The organism is Micromonospora sp. CNZ285 (assembly GCF_004637285.1).
This window is the reverse complement of record NZ_SPQD01000001.1, coordinates 2277771-2301203: the sequence shown is the minus strand read 5'-3', so window position 1 is coordinate 2301203 and position 23433 is coordinate 2277771. Positions and strand designations below refer to the sequence as shown.

General features: G+C 73.3%; 22 protein-coding genes. 15 read left to right on the top strand and 7 right to left on the bottom strand.

Going from position 1 to position 23433, the window contains the following annotated elements:
• The 8 genes from CLT75_RS10590 (at nt 1) to CLT75_RS10555 (ending at nt 8000) form a co-directional block, all read left to right on the top strand.
• Entirely contained in the window at nt 1-954 is a 954-nt protein-coding gene (locus tag CLT75_RS10590; protein WP_135240641.1) for an ABC transporter permease, read from the top strand.
• A 118-nt stretch (nt 955-1072) separates the two neighbouring features.
• Nucleotides 1073-1954: an ABC transporter permease gene (locus tag CLT75_RS10585; RefSeq protein WP_486485121.1), complete on the top strand. Its 882-nt coding sequence runs from the start codon at nt 1073-1075 to the stop codon at nt 1952-1954.
• Between the two features lie 2 nt (nt 1955-1956).
• On the top strand, nt 1957-3138 hold the full coding sequence (locus tag CLT75_RS10580; RefSeq protein WP_135240640.1) for a M24 family metallopeptidase: 1182 nt from the start codon (nt 1957-1959) through the stop codon (nt 3136-3138).
• Complete coding sequence (locus CLT75_RS10575) at nt 3135-3971, top strand: alpha/beta fold hydrolase (RefSeq protein WP_135240639.1); 837 nt, start codon at nt 3135-3137, stop codon at nt 3969-3971. The genes CLT75_RS10580 and CLT75_RS10575 overlap by 4 nt, the downstream gene beginning before the upstream one ends.
• The gene (locus tag CLT75_RS10570; RefSeq protein ID WP_135240638.1) at nt 3968-4951 is read left to right on the top strand and encodes an ABC transporter ATP-binding protein; all 984 of its coding nucleotides are present in this window, start codon (nt 3968-3970) and stop codon (nt 4949-4951) included. The genes CLT75_RS10575 and CLT75_RS10570 overlap by 4 nt, the downstream gene beginning before the upstream one ends.
• Complete coding sequence (locus CLT75_RS10565; protein WP_135240637.1) at nt 4935-5924, top strand: dipeptide ABC transporter ATP-binding protein; 990 nt, start codon at nt 4935-4937, stop codon at nt 5922-5924. The genes CLT75_RS10570 and CLT75_RS10565 overlap by 17 nt, the downstream gene beginning before the upstream one ends.
• 29 nt (nt 5925-5953) lie before the next feature.
• Complete coding sequence (locus CLT75_RS10560) at nt 5954-7156, top strand: membrane dipeptidase (RefSeq protein WP_209310303.1); 1203 nt, start codon at nt 5954-5956, stop codon at nt 7154-7156.
• A gap of 88 nt (nt 7157-7244) precedes the next feature.
• Nucleotides 7245-8000 (top strand): GntR family transcriptional regulator, encoded by a 756-nt coding sequence (locus tag CLT75_RS10555; RefSeq protein ID WP_135240636.1) that lies wholly within the window; start codon nt 7245-7247, stop codon nt 7998-8000.
• Between the two features lie 77 nt (nt 8001-8077).
• Here the strand turns inward: CLT75_RS10555 and CLT75_RS10550 are convergent, their stop codons facing one another.
• Entirely contained in the window at nt 8078-9490 is a 1413-nt protein-coding gene (locus CLT75_RS10550) for an extracellular catalytic domain type 1 short-chain-length polyhydroxyalkanoate depolymerase (RefSeq protein ID WP_135243966.1), read from the bottom strand.
• Nucleotides 9491-9745: 255 nt separating this feature from the next.
• On the opposite strand from CLT75_RS10550, the gene CLT75_RS10545 reads away from it, so the two are divergent.
• The 4 genes from CLT75_RS10545 (at nt 9746) to CLT75_RS10530 (ending at nt 13613) form a co-directional block, all read left to right on the top strand.
• Complete coding sequence (locus CLT75_RS10545; protein ID WP_135240635.1) at nt 9746-10708, top strand: PaaX family transcriptional regulator C-terminal domain-containing protein; 963 nt, start codon at nt 9746-9748, stop codon at nt 10706-10708.
• Nucleotides 10699-11952, top strand: coding sequence for a cytochrome P450 (locus CLT75_RS10540; protein ID WP_135240634.1), 1254 nt, complete (start codon nt 10699-10701; stop codon nt 11950-11952). Before CLT75_RS10545 ends, CLT75_RS10540 begins: the two co-directional genes overlap by 10 nt.
• 96 nt (nt 11953-12048) lie before the next feature.
• Complete coding sequence (locus CLT75_RS10535) at nt 12049-12309, top strand: acyl carrier protein (RefSeq protein WP_013286876.1); 261 nt, start codon at nt 12049-12051, stop codon at nt 12307-12309.
• A 65-nt stretch (nt 12310-12374) separates the two neighbouring features.
• A complete protein-coding gene (locus tag CLT75_RS10530; RefSeq protein ID WP_135240633.1) occupies nt 12375-13613 on the top strand; it encodes a beta-ketoacyl-[acyl-carrier-protein] synthase family protein in 1239 nt (412 codons plus the stop codon).
• Nucleotides 13614-13646: 33 nt separating this feature from the next.
• On the opposite strand, the gene CLT75_RS10525 is transcribed toward CLT75_RS10530, so the two are convergent.
• The 3 genes from CLT75_RS10525 to CLT75_RS10515 all read right to left on the bottom strand — a co-directional run bounded on the left by CLT75_RS10525 (nt 13647) and on the right by CLT75_RS10515 (nt 16021).
• Complete coding sequence (locus CLT75_RS10525; protein WP_135240632.1) at nt 13647-14960, bottom strand: glycosyltransferase; 1314 nt, start codon at nt 14958-14960, stop codon at nt 13647-13649.
• A gap of 12 nt (nt 14961-14972) precedes the next feature.
• Complete coding sequence (locus CLT75_RS10520) at nt 14973-15266, bottom strand: phosphopantetheine-binding protein (protein WP_232236583.1); 294 nt, start codon at nt 15264-15266, stop codon at nt 14973-14975.
• A gap of 74 nt (nt 15267-15340) precedes the next feature.
• Nucleotides 15341-16021 carry a 4'-phosphopantetheinyl transferase superfamily protein gene (locus CLT75_RS10515; protein ID WP_135240631.1) on the bottom strand — a complete coding sequence of 227 codons (681 nt, stop codon included), beginning with the start codon at nt 16019-16021 and terminating at the stop codon, nt 15341-15343.
• Between the two features lie 65 nt (nt 16022-16086).
• Here CLT75_RS10515 and CLT75_RS10510 point away from each other — a divergent pair, with 65 nt between their 5' ends.
• Complete coding sequence (locus CLT75_RS10510) at nt 16087-17496, top strand: condensation domain-containing protein (RefSeq protein ID WP_135240630.1); 1410 nt, start codon at nt 16087-16089, stop codon at nt 17494-17496.
• 4 nt (nt 17497-17500) lie between these two features.
• On the opposite strand, the gene CLT75_RS10505 is transcribed toward CLT75_RS10510, so the two are convergent.
• Nucleotides 17501-18703 carry a cytochrome P450 gene (locus tag CLT75_RS10505; protein WP_135240629.1) on the bottom strand — a complete coding sequence of 401 codons (1203 nt, stop codon included), beginning with the start codon at nt 18701-18703 and terminating at the stop codon, nt 17501-17503.
• A gap of 10 nt (nt 18704-18713) precedes the next feature.
• Nucleotides 18714-19877 carry a nucleotide disphospho-sugar-binding domain-containing protein gene (locus CLT75_RS10500; protein ID WP_135240628.1) on the bottom strand — a complete coding sequence of 388 codons (1164 nt, stop codon included), beginning with the start codon at nt 19875-19877 and terminating at the stop codon, nt 18714-18716.
• Nucleotides 19878-20034: 157 nt separating this feature from the next.
• Here CLT75_RS10500 and CLT75_RS10495 point away from each other — a divergent pair, with 157 nt between their 5' ends.
• Nucleotides 20035-21246, top strand: coding sequence for a cytochrome P450 (locus CLT75_RS10495; protein ID WP_135240627.1), 1212 nt, complete (start codon nt 20035-20037; stop codon nt 21244-21246).
• Between the two features lie 7 nt (nt 21247-21253).
• On the opposite strand, the gene CLT75_RS10490 is transcribed toward CLT75_RS10495, so the two are convergent.
• A complete protein-coding gene (locus CLT75_RS10490; RefSeq protein WP_135240626.1) occupies nt 21254-22117 on the bottom strand; it encodes a TauD/TfdA family dioxygenase in 864 nt (287 codons plus the stop codon).
• 161 nt (nt 22118-22278) lie between these two features.
• On the opposite strand from CLT75_RS10490, the gene CLT75_RS10485 reads away from it, so the two are divergent.
• Nucleotides 22279-23304, top strand: a complete 1026-nt coding sequence (locus tag CLT75_RS10485; RefSeq protein ID WP_135240625.1) for a methyltransferase — start codon at nt 22279-22281, stop codon at nt 23302-23304.
• Nucleotides 23305-23433: the final 129 nt, after the last annotated feature.

Here is a 23433-nt window from a genome sequence, read left to right as displayed (position 1 = left end):
GTGGCGCGTTTCGTGCTCAGCCGGGCACTGAAGGCCGTCCTGACCGTGTGGATTGCGATCACTTCGACGTTCTTTCTGCTCCGGCTCCTGCCGGGGGACCCCACGACCCTCATGGTCGAGGGCGACATGACACCGGAGATGCAGGCGGCACTGCTCAAGACGTACGGCCTGGACCGTCCGCTGTGGGAGCAGTACGTGTCGTACCTGCGCGAGTTGCTCCAGGGCAACCTGGGCATCTCGTTCCGCCAGATCCAGCCGGTCACCGACATCATCCTCGATCGGCTGCCCTGGACGTTGCTGCTGGCCGGCAGCGCGTTCGTCCTGACCATCGCCGTCGGTATCCCGATCGGCGTGGCCGCCGCGGTCAACCGTGGCAAGTGGCTCGACCGCGCGTTGCAGGGCTTCGGGATCAGCGCGAACGCGCTGTTCGTGCCGAGCGTCGCGATCCTGCTGCTGGTCTTCTTCGGCGCCCAGCTCGGCTGGTTTCCGATCGGCGGGGCGATCGACCCGGACACCCGGGGCGCGGCGGCCTACCTGAGCCTGGCCCACCACCTGGTGCTGCCGGTGCTCTCCCTGGTCCTGGTGCAGCTCGGCCCGTACGCGCTGACCCTCCGTACCAACATGATCGAAGTCCTCGGTGAGGACTACATCCGGGCCGCGCAGGCGCGTGGTCTCTCGGCCCGGCGCCGGGTGTGGAAGCACGGCCTGCGTAACGCGATCCTGCCGGCACTGACTCTGATGGGCCTGCAACTGGGCACCCTGGTCGGCGGCGCGGTGCTCACCGAGACGGTCTTCGCCTACCCCGGGGTCGGCCGGCTGATCTACGAGGCGGTCGGGCAGCAGGACTACCCGGTGATCCAGGGCGCGTTCATCATGCTCGCCGTCACCGTGGTGATCGCCAACGCCCTGACCGACATGCTCTACGCGGTCCTCAACCCCCGGATCCGGCTGTGAACGCGCGCGGCGTCGCGGCGCGGATCACCGCCCGCGTGAGCACAGCCTTCGACGCGAGCGCCCCGGCCGGGGCGCGTCGCCCGGATCCGTTCGCCGCCACCACCGAAGGGAGGGTGCCGTGAGTGCCCCCGTGCTGACCGAGCAGGCGCTGCCGCCGGCCCCGGCCGTGCCCCAGCGGTCCTTCCTCTCCGGCTACCTGCGTCAGCCCGTCGTGGCGCTGTCGGTGCTGGTGCTGCTCGTGATGGCGTTGCTGGCGATCTTCGCGCCGCTGATCGCCGACGAGCCCGCCGGCGCCGGCGCGGACGTGCTGCGACCACCCTCCGGTGCGCACTGGTTCGGCACCGACGACCTCGGGCAGGACATCTTCGCCCAGGTGGTCTGGGGAACCCGGACCAGTATGGTGATCGGCCTGGCAGCCTCGCTGCTCGCCATCGTGCTGGGCACCGCGATCGGGCTGGCCGCGGCGTACTTCCGGCCGTTCGACGCGGTCGCCACGGTGATCACCGACGTGATGCTGGCGCTGCCCACCCTGCCGCTGATGATCATGCTGGCCGCGGTGGTGAGCCCCAGCGTCACGACGCTGACCCTGATCATCGGCTTCTTCGCCTGGCCCGAGGTCGCCCGGCTGATCCGGTCACAGGGCCTGGTGGTCAGCGCGATGCCCTACATCGACGGCGCCCGGGTGCTCGGGGCCAGCGGGTGGCGGATCGTCACCCGGGAGATCCTGCCCGCTGTCGTCTCGCTGATGGTGGTAAGCGTGCTGCTCACCGCCTCCCGGGCGGTGATCTCCGAGGCCGGCCTGAGCTTCCTCGGCCTCGGCGACCCGGACGCCTGGTCCTGGGGACGGATCCTGCTCAACGCCCAGCGCAGCGGCACGATCGCGATCGCCTGGTGGCAGACGCTCTTCCCGTCCCTGGCGATCCTGTTCCTGGTGCTGGCGGCGACCCTCGCCGGAACCCGGTTCAACGACACCCGCGACCCCCGTCGCAACGGAGGCTGACCATGCGACTGCCCGAGAGCTTCTACCAGAGCGTCCGTGGCCGGCTCGCCGAGGCGCTCGAACAACGCGGCCTGGACGGGTTCCTGGCCACCTCCCCGGCGGAGGTCGCCTTCCTCAGTGGCTTCTTCTACATCGCCACCGAACGTCCGGTGTATCTCTGGCTGCCGCGGGCGGGGGACCCGCTGCTGGTGATCCCGCGCCTCGACGAGGAGTACGCGGCCCAGCAGGGCGTGGCGGTCCCGATCGTCACCTACTTCGAGTACCCCGGCGTGGTCACCGCCGAGGAGACGCTCGCCTCGGTGCTGTCCCGCCCTGGCGGTCCGGTCCGCCGTGTCGGCGTGGGCGCGGGCCTTCCGGTCGGCGCGTTCCGGGCGCTGTCCAGGGCCATCGGCGGGGCCACCCTGGAGACCACGGACGCGGTCGCCGCGCTGCGACTGCGCAAGTTCCCCGAGGAGATCCCGTTCCACGAGGCCGCCGCGCGGATCTGCGACGAGATGCTGGCCGCCGGACGGGCCATGATCGAGGAGGCGCTTGCCACCGGCGGGCCGCTGCCGCGCGAGGACGAGATCGCCCGGCACGTGATCGCCTACGGCACCGACCGGATGTACGCCGACTACGACCTGGTCGTCTACACCACCAAGCTGGCCGGCGGGCTGGTCTACGCCGGCCCGAACTCCGCCCTGCCGCACGGCCTGCCGACTCGTCGGCGGCTCCAGCCGGGCGACACCCTGATCCTCTCCCTCGGCGCGGCGGTGGCCAGCCGGTTCGTGGAGAGCGAACGGACGTTCGTCATCGGCGAGCCCACCGCCGAGCAGGTGCGCTACTACGAGGCCGACCGGGAGGCCCAGGAGGTGGGCACCCAGGCGATGATCGCCGGCCGTACCTGCGCCGAGGTCAACCGGATCTGCCTGGACGTACTGCGGGACCGAGGGCTGGGCGACTTCATCCGGCACCGGCAGGGCCACGGCATCGGGCTCCAGAACCACGAGGCGCCGTGGGTCTCCGACGGCGACGACACCGTGCTCGCCCCCGGGATGCTGCTGTCCAGCGAGCCCGGCGTCTACGTGCCCGGCCACGCTGGTTACCGCATCTCCGACACGGTCCTGGTGCAGGACGACGGCCCGCGCCGGCTCACCCGGTACCCGCGTGACCTGGCATCCAACATCATCGAGGGGGTCCGATGAGAATCAACGGAGCGGAACTGGTCGTCGAGGCGTTCGGCCCGGTCGACGGCCCGGCGATGATCGTGCACCACGGTGCGCCGGGCCTCGGCTCCCGCCAGGAGCCGAAGCGCTCGTTCGGCCCGTTCGCCGACCGGATGCGGGTCATCGTCTTCGACGCCCGCGGCTCCGGCGAGTCCAGCGACGACGGGCCGTTCACCCACGAGCAGTGGGTGGCCGACGTGGACGCCATCCGCGCGCACTTCGGCTACGAGACGATCGTCATGGCGGGCGGCTCGTACGGCGGGTTCATCGCCATGGAGTACGCCATCGCCCACCCGGACCGGGTCTCCGCGCTGGTGCTGCGGGACACCGCCGCGGACACCGCGCACGACCACCTCGCGGTGGAGCGGGCCCGCAACACCGATCGCTCGGTGATCCCCGAGTGGGTCATCGACCGGATCGGCACCGGCCGGTTCGAGAGCAACGAGCAGTTGCGCGAGTACTGGCGAGCGATCCTGCCGCTCTACGACCACCAGCACGACCCGGCCAAGGACGAGGCGCGGCTGGCCGCCACCCGGTTCCACTACCGCACCCACAACGCCGCCTTCGGGCAGAACATGCCCCGCTACGACCTGAAGCCGAAGCTGCCGTCGATCACCTGCCCGACCCTGGTGACAGTGGGCCGGCACGACTGGCGTACGCCGGTGGCCGCCTCTCAGGTCATCGCGGACCTGGTTCCCCACGGCGAGCTGGTGGTCTTCGAGTCCTCCGGCCACTCGCCGCAGCTTGAGGAGCCGGAGCGGTTCCAGCAGGTGGTGCGGGACTTCCTCGGCCGGGCCGGAGTGCTCCGATGAGCCTGTTGGAGATCGCCGACCTGCGGGTCGCGTTCCCGGGCCCGACCGGGCCGGTGAACGCGGTGAACGGGGTCTCGCTGCGGGTCGAGCCGGGCCAGACCCTCGCCATCCTCGGTGAGTCCGGCTCCGGCAAGAGCGTCACCGCGCAGGCCGTGATGGGCATCCTCGACGTGCCGCCGGCGACGGTCACCGGCTCGGTCCAGCTGCGGGGCCGGGAGCTGCTGACCCTGCCCCGCAAGCAGCGCGAGCGGGTCAGTGGCGAAGAGATCGGGATGGTCTTCCAGGACGCGATGGCCGCGCTCAACCCGGTCTTCACCGTCGGACACCAGATCGTGGAGGTGCTGCGGGTCCGGCGGGGAATGTCCCGGGCCGACGCCCGGCGCCGCGCCGTCGAACTCGTCGACCGGGTGCGGATCCCGGCGGCCAAGGACCGGATCCGGGACTACCCGCACCAGTTCTCCGGGGGTATGCGCCAGCGCATCATGATCGCGTTGGCCATCGCCCTCGAACCGGCTCTGCTGATCGCGGACGAGCCCACCACCGCCCTGGACGTGACGGTGCAGGCCCAGGTGATGGAGTTGCTCGCGGAGATCCAGCGGGACAGCGGAATGGGCCTGCTGCTGATCACGCACGACCTGGGGGTGGTCGCCGAGGTCGCCGACGACGTGGCGGTGATGTACGCCGGCCGGATCGTCGAACGGGGCACCGTCGAGCAGATCTTCGCCGGTCCGGCGCACCCCTACACCGAAGGGCTGCTCAACTCGATGCCCCGGGTGGACCGGCGCGACGAGCAGCTCTACGCGATCCCCGGCGCTCCGCCCAACCCGGCTCGGCTTCCCGCCGGCTGCCCGTTCCACCTGCGTTGTCCCCGGGCGACCGACGAGTGCCGGGTCGTCCTGCCGCCGCTACGCACGCTGCCGGCCGACCGGGCCAGCGCCTGTCACCACCACGAGGAGGTGCTCGATGCCACCCGGCGATGAGGTCGTGCTGCGGGTCGAGAACCTGGTCAAGCACTTCCCGCTCAAGGGACGGGTCCCGTTCGCCTCCGGCGGCGTGGTCAAAGCCGTCGACGGTGTCTCCTTCGACCTTCGCCGGGGCGAGACACTCGGCGTGGTGGGCGAGTCCGGCTGCGGCAAGAGCACGCTGGCCCGCATGCTCGTCGGGCTGGAGCAACCCACCTCCGGCACGGTGCGCTTCGGCGCGTCCGTGGTGCACCGGGCCAGGGGCCGGGAGCTGCGGGCCCTGCGCAGGCGGATCCAGATCGTGCTCCAGGACCCGTACACCTCGTTGAACCCCCGCCGCACGATCCGGGAGATCCTGCTCCAGCCGTTCGAGATCCATCCGGACGTGCTGGACCGCCGGCGCCGGATCGAGCGGATCAAGGAGCTGCTCGACCTGGTCGGTCTCGACCCCGGCCTGCACCTGGACCGCTACCCGCACCAGTTCTCCGGCGGTCAGCGCCAGCGCATCGGCATCGCCCGGGCGCTCGCGCTGAGCCCCGACGTGATCGTCTGCGACGAGCCCGTCTCCGCGCTGGACGTGTCGGTCCAGGCTCAGGTGGTCAACCTCCTGGAGCGGCTCCAGGAGGAACTCGGCGTGGCGTACGTCTTCATCGCCCATGACCTGTCGGTGGTGCGCCACATCTCCGACCGGGTGGCCGTGATGTACCTGGGCAAGCTCGTGGAGACCGGCCCCGAGACCAGCCTCTACGAGTCGCCCCGGCATCCGTACACCCGGGCGCTGCTGTCGGCCGTGCCGGTGCCGGACCCGGCCGGCCGGCGGCAGCGGCAGCGGATCCTGCTGGCCGGTGACCCGCCGAGCCCGGTCGACCCACCCTCGGGCTGCCGTTTCCGGACCCGCTGCTGGCAGGCGACCGACACCTGCGCCGTCACCGAACCGCCGCTGGCCGCCGGGGTGCATCCGGTCGCCTGCCACTTCCCGCTGGCCGCGTGACGGCCCGCGATCGCCAAAGGAGAAGCGTCTTGCTGCAAGAACCCGCCACCCGGTACAAGGGCCACAGGTCGTACTCGTACCTGGAGCCGCACTCGGACTACCGGGTGTTCACGTTGGCCGCGGAGGTCGGCCGGGTGCCGGAGCACGACCTCGGCCTGACCGACGCCCAGCGGGCGCGGGTGGCGCGGCTGCTCACCGAGCACGCCGCCATCTCGCTGCACGAGCATCCGGTGGTCCTGCCCGCCGACGTCGGTGAGTTGCGGGCCTACAACCGCACCGCCCGTCAGCGCACCGGGTACGAGGGTCTGGCGCGTTCCGGCCTCACCGCCGTCTTCGACAACTTCATGGCCGGCGCCTCCTGTGTGACGAGCGAGAACGGTTGGAAATGGAACGACCTCGTCTACGCCCTCGGGATGCGGATGAGCGACCTCTACAAGCAGGACCACGTCTTCCTGGCCACGTCTCTGGACGACATCCACGCCGCGAAGCGGGACGGCCGGCTCGCCCTGGTCGCCGGCCTGGAGTGCAGCAGTCCGATCGAGAACGAGCTGGACCGGATCGACATCCTCTACGGCTTCGGCGTACGCCAGCTCGGCATCGCGTACAGCCAGGCGAACATGCTCGGCGGGGGCCTGTCGGAGAAGCACGACGGCGGGCTGACGCACTTCGGCCGGCGGGCGGTGGACCGGATGAACAAGCTCGGCATCGCCATCGACATCTCGCACTCCGGTGACCAGACCTGCCTGGATGTGATCGAGGCCAGCCGGGTGCCGGTGTTCATCACCCACGCGGGCGCCCGCTCGGTCTGGAACACCTCCCGGATGAAGCCGGACGAGGTGATCCGGGCCTGTGCCGAGCGGGGTGGCGTGATCGGCATCGAGGCCGCCCCGCACACCACGCTCTCCGAGGCGCACCAGCACCATTCGATCGAGTCGGTGATGGACCACTTCACCTACTGCGTGGACCTGGTGGGCATCGACCACGTCACGTTCGGACCGGACACGATGTTCGGCGACCACGTGGGGGTGCACGACACCTACGCCGGCAACTACGCCCACGACGCCGGCAACCGCCCGCAGCACCCGCGGGTGGAGTACGTGTCCGGGCTGGAGAATCCCGGTGAGGCGTTCGGGAACATCGTGGGCTGGCTGGTGGCGCACGACTACTCCGACGACGAGATCGTCAAGGTGATCGGCGGCAACACCATCCGGGTGCTGGAGCAGGTCTGGTGAGGCCGTCCCGGGTGATCGGCTGAGCGGACCCGGACGAACTACACTCCGTACGCCGACGCGGCGGCGGGCAGTGATGAGGTGAGGGCGGATGGCTCGGCGGGAGACCGCGCTACAGGCGGCGCACGGCCGGCTACGGCAACTGATCGGCAGCGAGTTCCGGTCGGGTGAGAAGCTGCCCAACGAACGCGACCTGGCCGAGCGTCTGGAGGTCAGTCGCGCGACCGTACGCGAGGTGCTGGGGCAGCTCGTCGCGGAGGGGGTGGTGACCCGGACCTGGGGGATCGGTACCTTCGTGCACGACGACGCCGAACGGGTGCCGGTGTCCATCGGTGACGTCACCGCGCTGCGGGACCGGATCACCGCCTCCGGCCACCGCCCGACGCTTCAGGACGCATCGGTCAGCCGGGCGAAGTGCCCGGCCGACTGTGCCCGCATCCTCGGGCTGGAGCCGGACTCGCCGGTGTGGCGGGTCGACCGGCTCTTCGCCGTGGACGGGGTCCCGGCGGCCTGGATCCGTGACCACCTGCCGCTGCGTTTCGACGGCCGGGACCTCAACCCGTCCGGGCTGGTCAGCATCGACCTGGACATGTTCGAGTTCCTGGCCAGCGCGACCGGTATGCCGGTGCGGCGGGCGGAGATCGAACTCTCCGCGGTGCTCGCCGACGACGAGGCCACCGAGCGGCTCGGCGTGGCGATCGGACACCCGCTGGTCACCGCGACCCAGGTCGGATACGGGACGGGCGGCGCGCCGCTGTTCCACGGCCACATCACGGTTCGCACCGACGTGTTGACCCTGCGGATCAGCCGCGGCGGGGAGCCGGAACCGGCACCACCGGCCGGGTAGATGGCGGCCCCGCGACCTCTCGGGTCGCGGGGCCGTCCCCGGCGCCGTGGGAAGGAACGCCGGAGTGCGGGTGCCGGTCAGGCCAGCGTGCAGGGTGCGCCGTTGAGGCTGAACGAGCCGGGCCGGGCGGTGTTGCCGGTGTGCGTGGCCTGGAAGCCGATGGTGGTCGAGCCGCGAGCCGGGATGACCGCGTTGTACGCGAGGTTGCGCGCGGTCACCTGGCCCGAGGCGGGGGAGTAGGACGCGTTCCAGCCCGAGGTGATGGTCTGGCCGCCGGGCAGCGTGAACACCAGCGACCAGCCGTTCACCGCGGCGGTGCCGGTGTTGGTGACGGTGATGTTCTCGGTCAGCCCGTTGTTCCAGGCGTTCAGCTCGATGCTCACCGAGCAGGCGCCGGTGCCGGGCGGCGGGGTGGTCGGGCCCGGCGGGGGTGTGGTCGGACCGGGCGGCGGCGTGGTCGGGCCCGGCGGGGGCGTGGTCGGACCGGGCGGGGGCGTGGTCGGACCGGGCGGGGGCGTGGTCGGACCGGGCGGGGGCGTGGTCGGACCGGGCGGGGGCGTGGTCGGACCGGGCGTGCCGGTCAGGCCGAAGAACGCCACCGCGGCCGCGGCCATGCCCGCCGACGGCAGGCTGTGCCCGGCGCCCTGGATGCTGTACGCCTCGACCTGGACGGTGCCGTTGGCGTCGGCGTAGCGCCGCCGGTTCCAGCCGGACTGCGGCGTGTCGGTGGACGTCGGGTTCTGGCTGAGGCCGAACACGTTCGTCCACTGCTCGATCGTCTCCTGGAGCAGCGAGTACGGCACCAGCGTGTCGTTGGTGCCGTGCCACAACTGCACCCGGGGGCGGGGCCCGGTGTAGCCGGGGTACGCCTGGCGGACCGCGTCACCCCACTGCTGCGGGGTGCGGTTCATGTTCCCGCCGGTGCACTGGCTGGAGCCGGGGGGATAGTCGGCGGCACCGGCGAAGCAGTTGAACGGCACGCCCATGAACGCCGCGCCAGCCTTGAAGACGTCCGGGTAGAGCGCCAGCATGTGGTTGGTCATCATGCCGCCGGACGAGCTGCCGGTGGCGTAGACCCGGTCCGGGTCGGCGCCGTACTGCTGCTGGACGTAGCGGACCATCGAGACGAGCGACACCGGGTCGCTGCCGCCGCCGCGCCGCTTGGCCTCGTCGGACCAGGTGTCGAAGCAGTTGCCGAAGCCGGCCTGCTGGGTCGCGCTGGGGTAGATGACAATGAAGCCGTACCGGTCGGCCAGCCCGGCGAACTCGCTGCCGGAGTAGAAGCCGGGGCCGGAACCGCCGCAGCCGTGCATGGCCACCACGGTGGCCGGCCGGGCCGGGCGGGCGTCCGGGACGTAGACGTGCATGCGCATCCGGCCGGGGTTGTCGCCGAAGCTGGTCACCTCGGTCAGCGACGCCGCGTACGCGGGTTGGACGGCGGGGATCACCAGGCCGGCCGCCACCAGCGACGCGGCCAGGGCCACCACCATCTTGGCTCTGATTCTCACGGAATCTCCTTCGATCGCCCTGTGCGGGCGGTGACGGGCGGGCGCGCGCCGCGCCGGCGGCCCGGACCGCCGCGGTGCCGCGTCTCGCCCATTGACGTGTCTCGCCCGGCCCGGCTCCGTCGTGTGGCACATAGTGTTCCCGCCGGACGCTGAAGTGTCAATCGATGTACTCCGATGAGCTGCGGTGGCGTTCGTCTACAGTCGGTGCACCGTCCCTGAGCCCAGCACGGAGCGCGCGTGGCAAACCCGTTCGACATCGAGGAGATCTACCCGGACGAGGGGCCCGCCGCGCGGCTGCCCCGGCGGCAGGCCGGCACCTCGCCGCAGAGCGTCGCGGTGACCCTGCTCGCCGACTACACGCTGCGCACCCGCGCCGACCTGCCGTCCGCGGCGATCGTCGCCCTGCTCGGCGAGGCCGGGGTGACGAGCGCCGGGGCGCGTACCGCGATCAGCCGGCTGGCCCGCCGCGGGGTGCTGGAGGGCAGCCGGCAGGGCCGCAACAGCTTCTACCGGCTCAGCCGCTCCGCGGCCGAGTACCTGTCGGCCGGCGGGAACTGGATCATCGCCTCCACGACCGACGTGCAGACGTGGGACGGATGCTGGACCGTCGTCGCCTTCTCGCTGCCGCAGGACCACGGGGCGCAACGCCGGGCGCTGCGCGGCCAGTTGCGCTGGCTCGGCTTCGCGCCGCTCTACGACGGACTGTGGATCTCGCCGTACGAGCTGACCGCGCCCGCGCGGGCCCGGCTCGCCCCGCTCGCCCTCGGCGCGGTCACGGTGTTCCGGGGACGGCAGGACGCGCTGGACGCGATCGGCCAGCGCGCCCCCGTGGACGCCTGGGACGTCGACGCGATCAGCGGACAGTACGAGGCGTTCCTGCGCCGGTGGACCCCGCTGGTGTCGCGGCTCGGCACCGTCGACGGCGCCGCGGCCGTGCGGGCGCGGACCGAGGTGATGGACACGTACCGGCGGTTCCCCACGCTCGACCCGCGGCTGCCGCTGGAACTGCTCCCCGCCGGATGGCCGCGCCGGCCGGCCCGGGACCTGTTCGCGGCCGTCTACGACGGCCTGGCCGACGCCGCCGAGACCCACGTCCGGGCGGTCGTCGCGCGGTTCGCCGAGCCGGTGCCGCCGGGCATCCGGGCGCACACCACCGCCGACATGCTCGCCGGCGTCGGCGAGGAGCGGCCATGCGCGTGACCATCTCCCTCGACGAGCTACTCGGTGACGAGGTACGGCGCGACCCGTACCCGTTCTACGCCCGGCTGCACGAGGCGGGGGAGGCGCTCGCGCTGCGGCCCGCCGACCCGCACGCGCTCGTCGTGCACGGGTACGACGCGGTCAACCGGGTGCTGCGCGACCCGGTCTTCCGGGTGCTCGGCGCCGAGTACCTGGACCGGGCCGGTGTGCGCTGGCGCGAGCACCAGGTGATCCGGACCCTCCAGTCGTCGATGCTCAACGCCGCCGAGGGCGACCACCTCCGGGTCCGGCACCTGTTCTCCCAGGCGCTCACCCCGCGCCGGGTCGCCGCGCTGGAACCGGCCATCGGGCGCATCGCCGACGACCTGCTCGACGGGCTCGCCGCCGAGGGCGCGGACGGCCGGCCGGTCGACTTCATGGCGCGGTTCGCGCTGCGGCTGCCCAGTGACGTCATCGGTGAGCTGCTGGGCGTGCCGGAGGCGGACCGGGAGTGGTTCCCGTCCCGGGTCCGCGCGTTCGACGCGGTGCTGGAGATCGGCCGCCGGTCCATGCGCGAGGTCCGGGCCGCCAACGTGGCGGCGGCGGAGCTGACCGTGTACTTCACCGACCTGGTCGCCGCGCGCCGGGCGGCGCCGCGCGACGACTTCGTCTCGGCGCTGCTGCGCGGCCTGGACGACGACCCCGGCCGGCTGACCTCCGACGAGCTGCTGGCCAACCTCATCATCATGTACAACGCCGGGTTCCGGACCACCGCGAACCTGCTCGGCAACGGGCTGGTGCTGCTCACCGGACGGCCGGACGCCCGGGACGCGCTGCGCGCCGATCCGTCGCTGGCCGCGTCGTACGTCGAGGAGATCCTGCGGTACGAGCCACCGGTGCACTTCGCGGTCCGCTACGCCGCCGCGGACACCGAGGTCGCCGGTCTGCCGGTGGCGGCCGGCCGGACCGTGGTGGTGCTGACCGGCGCCGCGAACCGGGACCCGCGCCGCTTCCCCGACCCGGATCGGTTCGACCCGTCCCGCGCCGACAACCGGCACCTGGCGTTCAGCGCCGGGCCGCACTACTGCTTCGGGGCGACGCTGGCCCGCGCCGAGGGGCGGCTGGTGCTGCCCCGGCTGCTGGACCGCTTCCCGGCGCTGGCCGCCGAGCCCGGCCCGCGCCGCGCACTGATGCTGCGCGGGTACGACCGGCTACCGGTACGGCTGACCGACCGGGCACCTTGCCAAACCAACCCGATCGAGTAAGGTCGATGCTACGCGGAGTGTCCGCTCCGCGCCTCACAGGTTCCGTCGAGCAGGTCGAGTGCGCCGCCAGGACACCGTGGAAGGGAAACACCGGACATGACCGACGAGATCCGCGCGTTCCTCCTCGCCGCACTCACCGAGATGAAGTACGACGTCTCCGACGTCGACGACGACACCGTCTTCGGCCCGGCCGGGCTCGACGTGGACTCCCTCGGCCTGGCCGAGCTGGCCGTACGCGTGGAGGACCGGTTCGGAGTCGCCTTCGACGACGACGAGGCGGAGGACCTCGCCATGATGACCGTGGGCGAGTTCAGCCGGACGGTGGCGGCGCGCATCGCACCGGCCTCGGCGCACTGACCGATGTCGGGGCACGGCACCCGGCCGCGCGGCGTCCCGGCGCCCACGCCGGCGCGGCGGGTCCGGTGAGCGTGCGCGAACCGGTCACCGTCACCGGGATCGGCCTGGTCAGCCCGGTCGGCGCGACCGCCGCCGAGGTGTTCGACGCGGTCTGCGACGGCCGGTCCGGGCTCTCCCGGCCGCCGGCCGGCCATCCGCTGCACGGCGTCGTCGACGTCGCCGCGTTCGCCCCGGCGATCGACCCGGCGAGCGTGCTGCCCGGCCCGGAGTCCCGCGTCGTGGACCGGTCGATCGTGATGGTGCTGCGCGCCGCCGAGGACGCGCTCGCCGGCGCCGGACTGCGGATCGGCCGGGACGTCGATCCGTACCGGGTGGCGGTCGTCGTCTCCGGCGTCGGCGGTCTGTCCACGCTGGAGGAGCAGGTGCTCGCCCGCGCCGGGCGGGGCCGGTTCGGCGTCAGCCCGTACATGCTGCCCGGGACGCTGCCGAACATGGGCGCGGCCCGCATCGCGATCAAGTTCGGCATCCACGGCTACACCTCGTCGATCGGCACGGCGTGCGCGGCCGGGGCGCAGTCGATCGGCGAGGCGCTGCGCATCCTGCGCGCCGGCGAGGCGGACGTGGTGCTCGCCGGATGCGCCGAGGCGCCGCTGTTCCCGACGTTCGCCGACGCGTTCGGCAACGCCCGCGCGCTGGCCCGCGGCTGGGCCGACCCGGCCGCCGCGAGCCGTCCCTTCGACAGGCGCCGCAACGGGCTCGTCCTCGGCGAGGGCGCCGGGGTGTTCGTCCTGGAACGCGCCGCGCACGCCGCCGCGCGCGGCGCCCACCGGCACGCCGACGTGCTCGGCTGGGGCGCCACGAACGACGCCCACCACCCGACCACGCCGCGCCCCGACGGCGCCGGCGCGGCCCGGTGCATGCGGATGGCCGTCCACGACGCCGGGCTGGTGCCCGGCGACATCGGGTACGTCAACGCGCACGGCACCAGCACCCGGGCCGGGGACGCCGCCGAGCTGGCCGCGCTCGCCGAGGTGTACGGTGCCGCCCCGCCACCGCTGAGTTCGACGAAGGGCGTGACCGGGCACATGCTCGGCGTCTCCGGCGTGATCGAGGCGGCCGTCGCGGTCGAGGCGCTGCGCCGCGGCCTGCTGCCGCCCACGCACAACCTGGACGACCCGGAGCGCGACGGCGAGGTCGACCACATCCGCGGGCGGGCCCGCGCGACGGCGGTGGACGCGGTGCTGTCCAACTCGTTCGGCTTCGGCGGCCACAACGTCAGCCTCGTCCTGGCGCACCCCGCCTGACCGTCCGGCCCGTCTGAGCGGCCGGCCGGGATCTCAGCGGAGCGTGATCACCGTGGCGGCGCCGGACGCGGCGACGGCGACGGTGAAGTACGGGCGCAGCATGTCGGCCACGTAGTCGAGGTCGGCGACCAGCGGCACCGGCAGCAGGGCGCGCTGGTCCGGGCCCCTCCGGGTGGCGACCAGCTCGATCCGGTCGGCCTTGAGCAGCCCCCGGGTGAGGAACGCGGGCAGGTCCTCGGGGAGCAGGCACCGCCACATGTCGACGTTGACGATCACGTCCAGCGCGCCGGCCTTGAACTGCTGGAGCACGGTGCCCAGCAGGTGGGAGTTCGTCTCGCCGACCGGCGCGTCGTGGTCGAACGTGTGCGACCCGGCGCCCAGGTCCAGCGCGGACACGCCGTTGCCGACGACCAGCGCCGCGCTCGCCGCCAGCTCTTCGCGCAGCGACGCGGGCAGCACGTCCGGCCGGCCCAGCCCGCCGGCCCGGTACGCCTCGATGGCCTGGCCGTAGAGCCGGATCCGGCCCAGGTGCCGGCCGAACGTGTTGAGCCCGTACAGCACCTCGACGTCGTAGCGCAGGTGCTTGCGCAGCAGGTACTTCATGTTGTCCATCGAGGCGAGCCCGTTCGACGTCTTGCGGAAGTGCGGCAGGTGGTACGAGAGCGCGTCGACGTCCAGCCGGAACAGCTCCGGCGGCGCGCCGTGCAGGTGGAACACCCGGTAGAAGAAGTCGAGGTCCTCGAAGCCCCACTTGACCATCGCCTCGTCGAACCCGCCGACCCGCCGGAACGACTCGTGGTCCACCGACGCGTTGTGGGTCAGGCCCAGCACCCAGGGCGCGCTCGGGAAGTCGTCCGTCCGCTGCGGAAGGGCGATGTCCTCCAGCCGCGGGTCGCCACGTTCGGCGTCGAGCATCGCCGGGGCGACCGGATCGCCCCGGCGCAGCGCGTCCGCGCCGGCCCAGTCCAGGTCGTACCGCTGCCCGAGCAGCACCCCGGGCCGCCCGGCGCGACCGGCGTGGAAGTCGCGGTGCCGCTCCAGCAGCCCGGGATGCGCGACCGTGTCGGCGTCCAGGAACATCAGCGTGTCCGCGCGGGCCCGGGCCGCCGCCGCGTTGCGGTTGGCGCTGCGGCCCCGGTTCCGCTCGCTGCGGACGTAGTCGATCCGCAGCCGGTCCCGGTAGGCGTCCACCACCGGGCCCAGCGCCACGGCCGAGCCGTCGTCGCCGACGATCACCTCGAAGTCGCCGGGCGGCAGCGTCTGCCGGGTCAGCGACCGCAGCGTCGCGTCGAGCGCGGAGCCGTTCTCGTGCGCGGGCACCACCACGCTCAGGCCGGGCCGGTCCACGTCTCGGCCTGCTCAGCGCGGGGTGGAGTTGGCGGTGATGTAGTCGGCCAGGTCGCCGAGCGTGGCCATCCGATCCTCGTCGAGTTCCTCGACGTCGATCTGGATCTCCAGCTCGTCCTCCAGCGACAGCAGCAGCTCCAGGCCGAGCGAGGAGCTGAGGCCGAGGTCGTCCATCAGCTGGGTCTGCTCGGTGACCGGCGCGTCCGGCCGGAGCATGCGGGTCAGCAGGACGGTCAGGCGGTCGACGACCTGGTCACGGGGCGGCGCGTCGGCCGGCGCGTCGTGTTCTAGCACCGGGCGTCCCACGAGTCGATCATGCGCGTCGGCATGGAGTCATCAGAGCAGGGGACATCGGCGGGTGTCAACGGGTACGGCGATCGTCACCGATCGTGACCGAGGCCGGTGTGGCACTCGACGGCGTACGGCCGGTCGCCGGCGAGCGCGACCGCCACCGCGTACCCGGCGGGTGTGGGCAGGTCGGCGAGCCGGTGCGGGCCGGCCGGCTCGACGCACTCGACCACGTCGACCCGGTGCACCGGCACGGCGAGGTTGGGCCACAGCCGGCCCCCGGCCGCCTTGACCGCCGCCTCCTTGCGTGCCCACAGCCGGGCGAACCGCAGCGCCCGGCCGGCCGGGTCCGGTCCGGCGGCGACGTGCCGGGCTTCCCGCGGGTCGAAGAAGCGCGCGGACGCCGACACCGGGTCACCGCCCGGCGCGACGTGCTGGATGTCCACCCCGACCGGGCGGCCCTCGCTGAGCGCGACCGCCACGAGACCGCCGGAGTACGACAGGCTCGTGTGCAGGCCGCTCCACGGGCCGGTCAGCGCCGGTTTGCCGTACCGGCCCCGGCGCCAGGTCAGCGCCGCCGGTGCCGCGCCGGTGATCCGCCCGGCCAGGACGCGCAGCACGCCGTGCGCCACTGTGAACCGGTCCCGCAGCGCCCCGGTGCCGAGCCGCGCGGCCCGGTCCCGCTCGTCCGCGTCGAGCACCGCCCGGTACCGGGCCAGCTCGTCCGCCGGCACCGCCACCGGGACGATCCAGACCCGGACGGCGTCCCGCATGGACGGCAGCGTAACCGTGCGCCGTCACGTTGACACACACCGATGCGCGTTGCTCTGATGAGCGGGTGTTCGCGCAGACGGTCCAGGCCCAGCTTCCCGTGGCGTTCGCCGGGCCGGGCGCCGGCACCGCGCCCCTGACCTGGGGGCAGAAGGCCATCATGCAGGACATGCGGGAGACCGGCTGGACGCACAACGTCAGCGGCGCCCACCCGATGCCCGCCGGTGTCACGATCGAGCAGGTGGCGGCCGAGTTCGCCGCGCTGATGGCCCGGCACCCGGCGTTGCGGATGCGGCTCGGCGCGGGCGACGGCGGCGGCCCGTGCCAGGTCGTGTCGGCGAGCGGCGAGACGGTCCTGGACGTGGTGGACGTGCCCGACGACGCGGACCCGGCCGACGTGGCCGCGTTCGCCTACGACCTGGGCCACGCCCGCCTGCTCAGCCACTACGACCTCTACCGGGACTGGTCGGTGCGGATGGCGGTGATCCGGCACCGCGGCGCGCTGGTGCACCGGGTGCTGACGATCGACCACCTCGTGGTGGACGGCACCGCCACGTCCCTGATCCTGGCCGACCTCGGCCTGGCCGGCCGGCCGGTCCGCCGGGTCGCCGACCCGCGTACCGTGCAGATCCTCGACCTGGGCCGGCGGGAGGAGACGCCGCCGCTGCGCCGGCTCAGCGACCGGGCCGTGCGCCACTGGGCCGAGCACCTGCGGGACGTCCCGCCGCTGACGTTCGGCGAGCCGGCGGCCGGTGGGCGCCGGGGCCACCGGTACTGGCACGGCCGGTTCAGCTCGCCCGCGGCGTATCTGGCGGTGCGGGCCATCGCGGCGCGGACCCGCACGGACACCTCGCGCGTGCTGCTCGCGGTCATCGCGATTGCGATCGGCCGGGCCACCGGCGTCAGCCCGCTCACCGCCAAGCTCATCGTCGGCAACCGGTTCCGGCCGGGCTTCGCCGAGGCCATCGCCCCGCTCAGCCAGAACGGCGTGCTGCGCGTCGACACCGCGGACACCACTGTGGACGAGGTGGTGGCGCGCGCCCGCCGGGCCGCGGTCTCCGCCGGGAAGTACGCCTACTACGACCCGGCGCAGCTCGCCGAGGTCTCGGACCGGCTGGACGCCGAACGCGGGTACCCGGCCCGGATCAGCTGCCGGATCAACGACCGGCGGGTGACCACCCGGCAGGCGGCCGACGGCGGGCTGCACGACGACCCGGTGACCGCCGAGCGGATCCGCCGCCGGGCCGACGAGACGTTCCTGGTCTGGGACGGCCCGCTGGACCACCTGCCCGAACAGGTCTTCATCACCGTCGAGGACCAGCCGGAGACGGTCCACCTCCAGGTCATCTTCGACTTCGGCTGCTTCACCGAGGAGCAGGCGGAACGGCTGCTGCGCGGCGTGGAGGAGGTGGCGGTGGAGGCGGCGCTCGACCCCGCCGCGCCGACCCGGGTCGTCCCCGGATCGGCGGGCGGCTGACCGGTCACCGGTCCCAGGTCACCGGCAGCGACTCCAGGCTGCGCACCACCAGCCCCGGCCGGAATCGCAGCTCCGCCTCGTCGACGGCGAGCCGCAGCCCCGGCAGCCGCCGCAGCAGCGCGCCCAGCGCCTCCTGCAACTCCATCCGGGCCAGCGCCGCGCCCAGGCAGTGGTGCGGGCCGGCGCCGAACGCCAGGTGCGGATTGTGCACGCGGGTCAGGTCGAGCGTGTCCGCGCCCGGGAACACCGTGGCGTCCCGGTTGGCCGACGCGATCGCCGGCAGCACCGCGGCGCCGGCCGGCAGGCGTACGCCGCCCAGCTCCACCTCCTCGGTCGTGACCCGGGGCAGCAGCACCCCGTTGTCGCCGAGCTGGATGAAGCGGGACAGCTCCTCGACCGCCCGGGCCACCGCCACCGGATCGTCGCCGCGCAGCCCGGCCAGCTGCTCGGGATGGCGGGCCAGCACCAGCAGGAACAGGTTGAGCTGGTTGGTGGTGGTCTCGTGCCCGCCCACGAAGATCCCGGCGGTGACCGACACCAGCTCCCGTTCGGTGAGGTCGTCGTGGTCGTCCCAGACCTTGATGAGCGCACTCATCAGGTCGTCGCCGGGCTCGCGGCGCCGCAGGTCGATCAGCTCGCGGAACGCCTCCAGCGCCGCCCGCGGCGCGTCCGGGTCGGCGTCCCAGTCGCCGACGAGCGCGTCCGACCACCGGCGTACCCGCTCCCGGTCCCGCTCGGGGATGCCGAACAGCGTGCTGATCACGGAGATCGGCAGGGGACCGGAGACGTGCGTGATCAGGTCGGCCGGCGGGCCGGCCGCCTCCAAGTCGTCGATCATGCGGTCGACGAGCGCCGCCACCCGCGGGCGCAGCTCCTCCACCCGGCGGACGGTGAACGCGTGTGAGACGGCCCGGCGCATGGTGGTGTGCCGCGGCGGGTCCATCCCGATCAGCGAGTCCTCGGCGAGCGAGCCGAGTTCCCGGGTCGGGCGGTTCGGGCCGGCCGCGGCGGCCCGGCTGAACCGCTGGTCGGTGAAGACCCGGCGCACGTCGGCGTGCCGGGTGGCCAGGTACGCGCACGCCCCGTCGGGCAGCTCGACCCGGGCCACCGGGCACGTCTCCCGCATCCGGGTGTAGTCCGGCGACGGGTGGTAGATCGTCGGAGCCGGCGCGAGCGGGTACGGGATGGCCGGCGGGTCCTGCGTCATCTGCGACTCCTCAGATCGGGCCGCCCCGGGCCAGGGCGGCGAGCGTCGGCACCAGGTCGGCGGGGGCGGGCATGGCGCGGACCCGGTCACGCATCAGCGCCGCGGCCCGCCGCCGGGGCCCGTCGCCGACCAGCTCGCCGACGAGGTCCCGGACCGCGTCGGCGGTGGCCTGCTCACCTGCCAGCCAGGTGCCGGCGCCGGTGGCGGCCAGCCGTTCCGCGTTGAAGTGCTGGTCGCTGACCTGGGGCAGGACGAGCTGCGGCACGCCGTACGCGAGCGCGGTCATGGTGGTGCCGGCCCCGCCCTGCTGCACGAGCGCGGCGCAGGTGGGCAGCACCAGGCGAACAGCCAGCGGCCCGTCGACCAGGCGGACCCGGGCCGGCAGCGGGCCCAGCCCCTCGTGCTGGCGCGGTTCGACCACCACGACGACCTCCACGTCGAGCCCGGCCACCGCGCGGATCACCCCGCCCAGGTCGAGCCGGTCGTGCAGCCCGGCACCGGCCATCATGGTGCCCGCCGTGACGCAGACCCGGGGCCGGTCCGCCGGGCGGCGCAGCCAGTCCGGCACCACGGCCGGACCGTTGTACGGCACGAACCGCACCGGACGGCCGGGGCGTCGCATCGGCACCTGCATCGGCGGCGGCACCGGGTCGAGCGTCAGGACGCCGTCCAGCGGCACGTCGGCGGCGCGCAACCCGAACCGGGCGGCCAGCGGCCCGACCACCTCGTCCGGGTCCAGGCGCAGCGTGGTCGAGGAGTCCGGCCCCCACAGGTTCAGCACGCCCGGCACGCCCAGCGCGGCGGCGGCCACCGGCGCGGCCAGGTTGAACGGCTCCCAGAGGACCAGGTCCGGCCGCCAGGACCGGCCGAAGGAGACCAGGTCGTCGAGGACGGCGTCGGCGAACCGGACCACCCCGCCGTCGGCGGTGATCGCCGGCTCGACCGCGCCGGCCGGCGCGGAACCGGCGAGCGGGGCCACCGCGCCGATCCGGCCGGCGAACGCCTCGGCGAAGTCGACGTCCTCGCCCAGCGGTACGGCGGCGAGCCCGGCCGCGCTGATCGTGGCGGCCATCGACGGGTGACTGGCCACCCGTACCTCGTGACCGGCGGCCTGAAACGCCCAGCCGAGCGGGACCAGGCTGTAGAAATGCGACCGCCAGCCCCACGTCGACATCAGAAATCGCAGCGGCGCAGTCAAATCCCACCAATCCGCGCGGCGAAACGGCAGCCCTGGAGAACCGATGCTAGGGGATCGGCACCGGTACGCGGAAGGCCGTGAACGCATGCGGCGGATATTGACGCCGGACTAACCGATGCTGGACTCTTAGCCGATGTCCGAGGTGGACCACGATCAGCCGCCCGGTGGCCCGGCGACAGTCAATTCCGGGCTGCGTTCCTATCCGTTCGAACCGTTCACCGGTGACCTTCCCGCCGAGCTGCTGGAGATGGTCGTCGCCGAGCCGGTCAGCCGGGTGCGGCTGCCCGACGGGCGGGCCGCCTGGCTGGTGCTCGGCTACGAGGACTGCTGCACCGTCCTGGCCGACCCCCGCTTCTCCCGGCTGCCGCTGGGCGCGACGGCGACACCGGACGGCGGCGGCCCCCGGGAGCTGAACATGGACGGCCCGGCGCACGCCGTGGTGCGGCGGGTGGCCGGCCGCGCGTTCACCGCCCGGCGCATCGGGACGTTCCGGCCCCGGGTGCAGCGGCTGGTGGACGAGCTGGTCGACGCCATGCTGGCCGGTCCGCGCCCGGCCGACGTGGTGGCCGGACTGGTGGCGCCGCTGCCGGTGCTCGTGGTGTGCGACGTGCTCGGCGTCCCGGCCTCCGACCGGCCCCGGTTCTACGCCTGGATCGAGGGGCTGAACTCGGTCACCGCGTACGGCTCGGCCACCGCCGCGACCGCGCAGGCCGAGTTGCGGGACTACCTGGCCGGGCAGCTGGCGCGCAAGCGGGCCGAGCCCGGCGACGACCTGCTCTCGGCCTGGGTCCGCGGCGGCGGCGCGCACGAGCTGGTCGACGCCGAACTGGTCGAGCTGGCCATGGGGGTGCTGCTCGGCGGCCTGGAGATCAATTCGACGAGCGCGGGCCTGCGCGCGTTGTTCCAGCACCCGGAGCAACTGGCGAAGCTGCGCGCCGCGCCGGGCAAGCTCGCCGCGGCCACCGACGAGATCCTGCGCTACACGTCGGTGAGCGCCATGTTCCGGGTGCAGGTGGTCCGTGCGGACCTGGTCCTCGGCGGGGTCGGGATGCGGGCCGGCGACTGCGTGATGGCGATCCCGTGGGCCGGCAACCGCGACCCCCGGTTCTTCCCCGAGCCGAACGTCTTCGACATCGACCGCCGGCCCGGCGTACCGCACCTGACCTTCGGCTTCGGGCCGCACTTCTGCCTCGGCACGGCGCTGGGCCGGATGCAGGTGGAGCTGTCGCTCGGGGCGCTGCTGACCCGGATGCCAGGGCTGTCGCCGGCGGTGCCGCTGGCGGAGATCCCGTGGCGGCACGACCGGATGAACGGCGGCATCGCCTCCTTCCCGGTCACCTGGTGACCGGCGGTCAGTAGCTCTCCACCGCGTTGACCCGGCCCGGCCAGTAGCGCTCGCCCGGTGCCGGGACGTAGTGCTCCCACCGGGGCTCGTCGCCGGTCGGGTGGTCGCCGAGCACGGTGATCCGCTGCCCGCGCCGCAGGCCGTCGTAGTCGTTAACGGCGTAGTGCTGGGTGACCCGGTTGTCCCACACCGCGACGTCCCCGGTCCGCCACCGGTAGCGGCAGGTGAACTGGGGACTCTCGGAGAAGGTGAACAGGTGCTCCAGCAGCGCGTCGCTCTCGTTGCGGGTCAGCTGCGGGATGTGCGAGGTGAACAGCCGGTTGACGTACAGCGAGCGGCGCCCGGTCTCCGGGTGCACCCGGACCACCGGGTGTTCGGCCCGGCTGGTGAACTCGGTGCCGATCCGGATGACGTGGATGGCGGTCAGCCCGTCGAGCAGGTCCCGCATCGGCGCGGAGAGCGCCTCGTAGACCCGGTACTGGTTGGTCCACATGGTGTCGCCGCCGACCTCGGGCAACTGGATCAGGTGCAGGATCGAGGCGATCGGCGGGCTCTGGTGGAACGTCATGTCGGTGTGCCAGACGTCGACCTTGCCGCCGTCGGCGGAGTCGATCACGACGATCTCCGGGTGCCCGTCCAGCCGGGGCAGGTACGGGTGCAGCTCCACCTCGCCGAAGCGGCGGCCGAACGCGACGTGCGCCTGCGGCGTCAGCCCGGTCTGGCCGGCGAGGAAGACCACCTGGTGCTTGAGCAGCAGGTCGTGGATCAGCGCGAAGCCCTCGTCGGTGAGCGTGTTCAGGTCGACGCCGTGGACCTCGGCGCCCAGCGCGCCGGAGACGAGCCGGACCTCGGCCGCGATGGATGTGGTCATCGATGATCCCTCCGGTCTGCGCGCCTCGGCTGGTCCGCGAATTGTTCCACGTCCATGAATGTCCTCACCAGCCGTCGTCGTTGACTCACCCGCCGTACGCCTGGAAGCATGCGCACCGGCGGGGGCGGCGGTGCCGGCCCGCGACGCGGGAGGAGGCGCCGGTGTCGATCGATGCCCCGATCGAGGGTGACGCGGGGGAGCGGCTCGACCGGCTCACCGACCTGGCCACCCCGTTCGCGGTCCGCACGGCGGTGACGCTGCGCGTGCCGGACCGGATCGCCGCGGGTGTCACCGGCCTGGGTGAGCTGGCCGACGCCTGCGGCGCGGACGCCGCCGCGCTGGGCCGCCTGCTGCGCTACCTCGTGCACCGGGGCGTGTTCGTCGAGGTGTCGCCGGACGTGTTCGGCCTGACCGACGTCGGCGAGCTGCTCTGCGACCGCGACGGCGGCGGCCACGGCGCCTACCTGGACCTCGCCGGCCTCGGCGCGCGGATGGACCTGGCCTGGACCGGCCTGCCGCACGCGATCCGCACCGGCGGGCCCGGCTACCGGGAGGTGCACGGGCGCGACTTCTGGGCCGACCTGGACGCCCACCCGGACCACCGGGCCTACTTCGACGCGCTGATGCTCAGCCAGCAGCGGTTCACCGCGCCGGAGGTCGCCGCGCTCTACCCCTGGCACGAGGCCGGCCACGTGGTCGACGTGGCCGGCGGCGCGGGCGGGCTGCTGCGGGAGGTGCTCGGCGCCCATCCGCACCTGCGCGGCACGCTCGTCGACCGCGACGAGCCGGTGGCCACCGCCGCCGCGACGTTCGCCGCGTGCGGCCTCGCCGACCGGGCCGAGACAGTGGTGGGGGACTTCTTCGCCCCGCTGCCGCCCGGCGCCGACGTGTACGTGGTCTCCCGCGCGCTCACCGACTGGAGCGACGCCCACGCCACCGCGATCCTGCGGCGCTGCGCCGAGGCGGCCGGGACCACCGGCCGGGTGCTCGTCATCGAGGTGCTGCCGACGATGCCGCACGTGCCGCACCTGTCGCCGTACGACCTGCGGATGCTGGTGCTCGTCGGCGGCCGGGAGCGCGGGGTGCCCGAGTTCGCCGCGCTGGCCGCCGCCGCGGGTCTGGCGCCCCGGCGCACCTACCACGGCACCGACGGGCTGACGCTCATGGAGTTCACCGCCGGCGCCTGATCCGGGCGGGTCGCACCTGTCCGGTGCCGTCCCGTGCGCCCGAACATTGACGCATATGCATCGAGATGGCGGCCGTGGGTCAAACGGCGGATTTCTCGGTGCTTCGGTCAATGTGCTGAAGAATGCTGT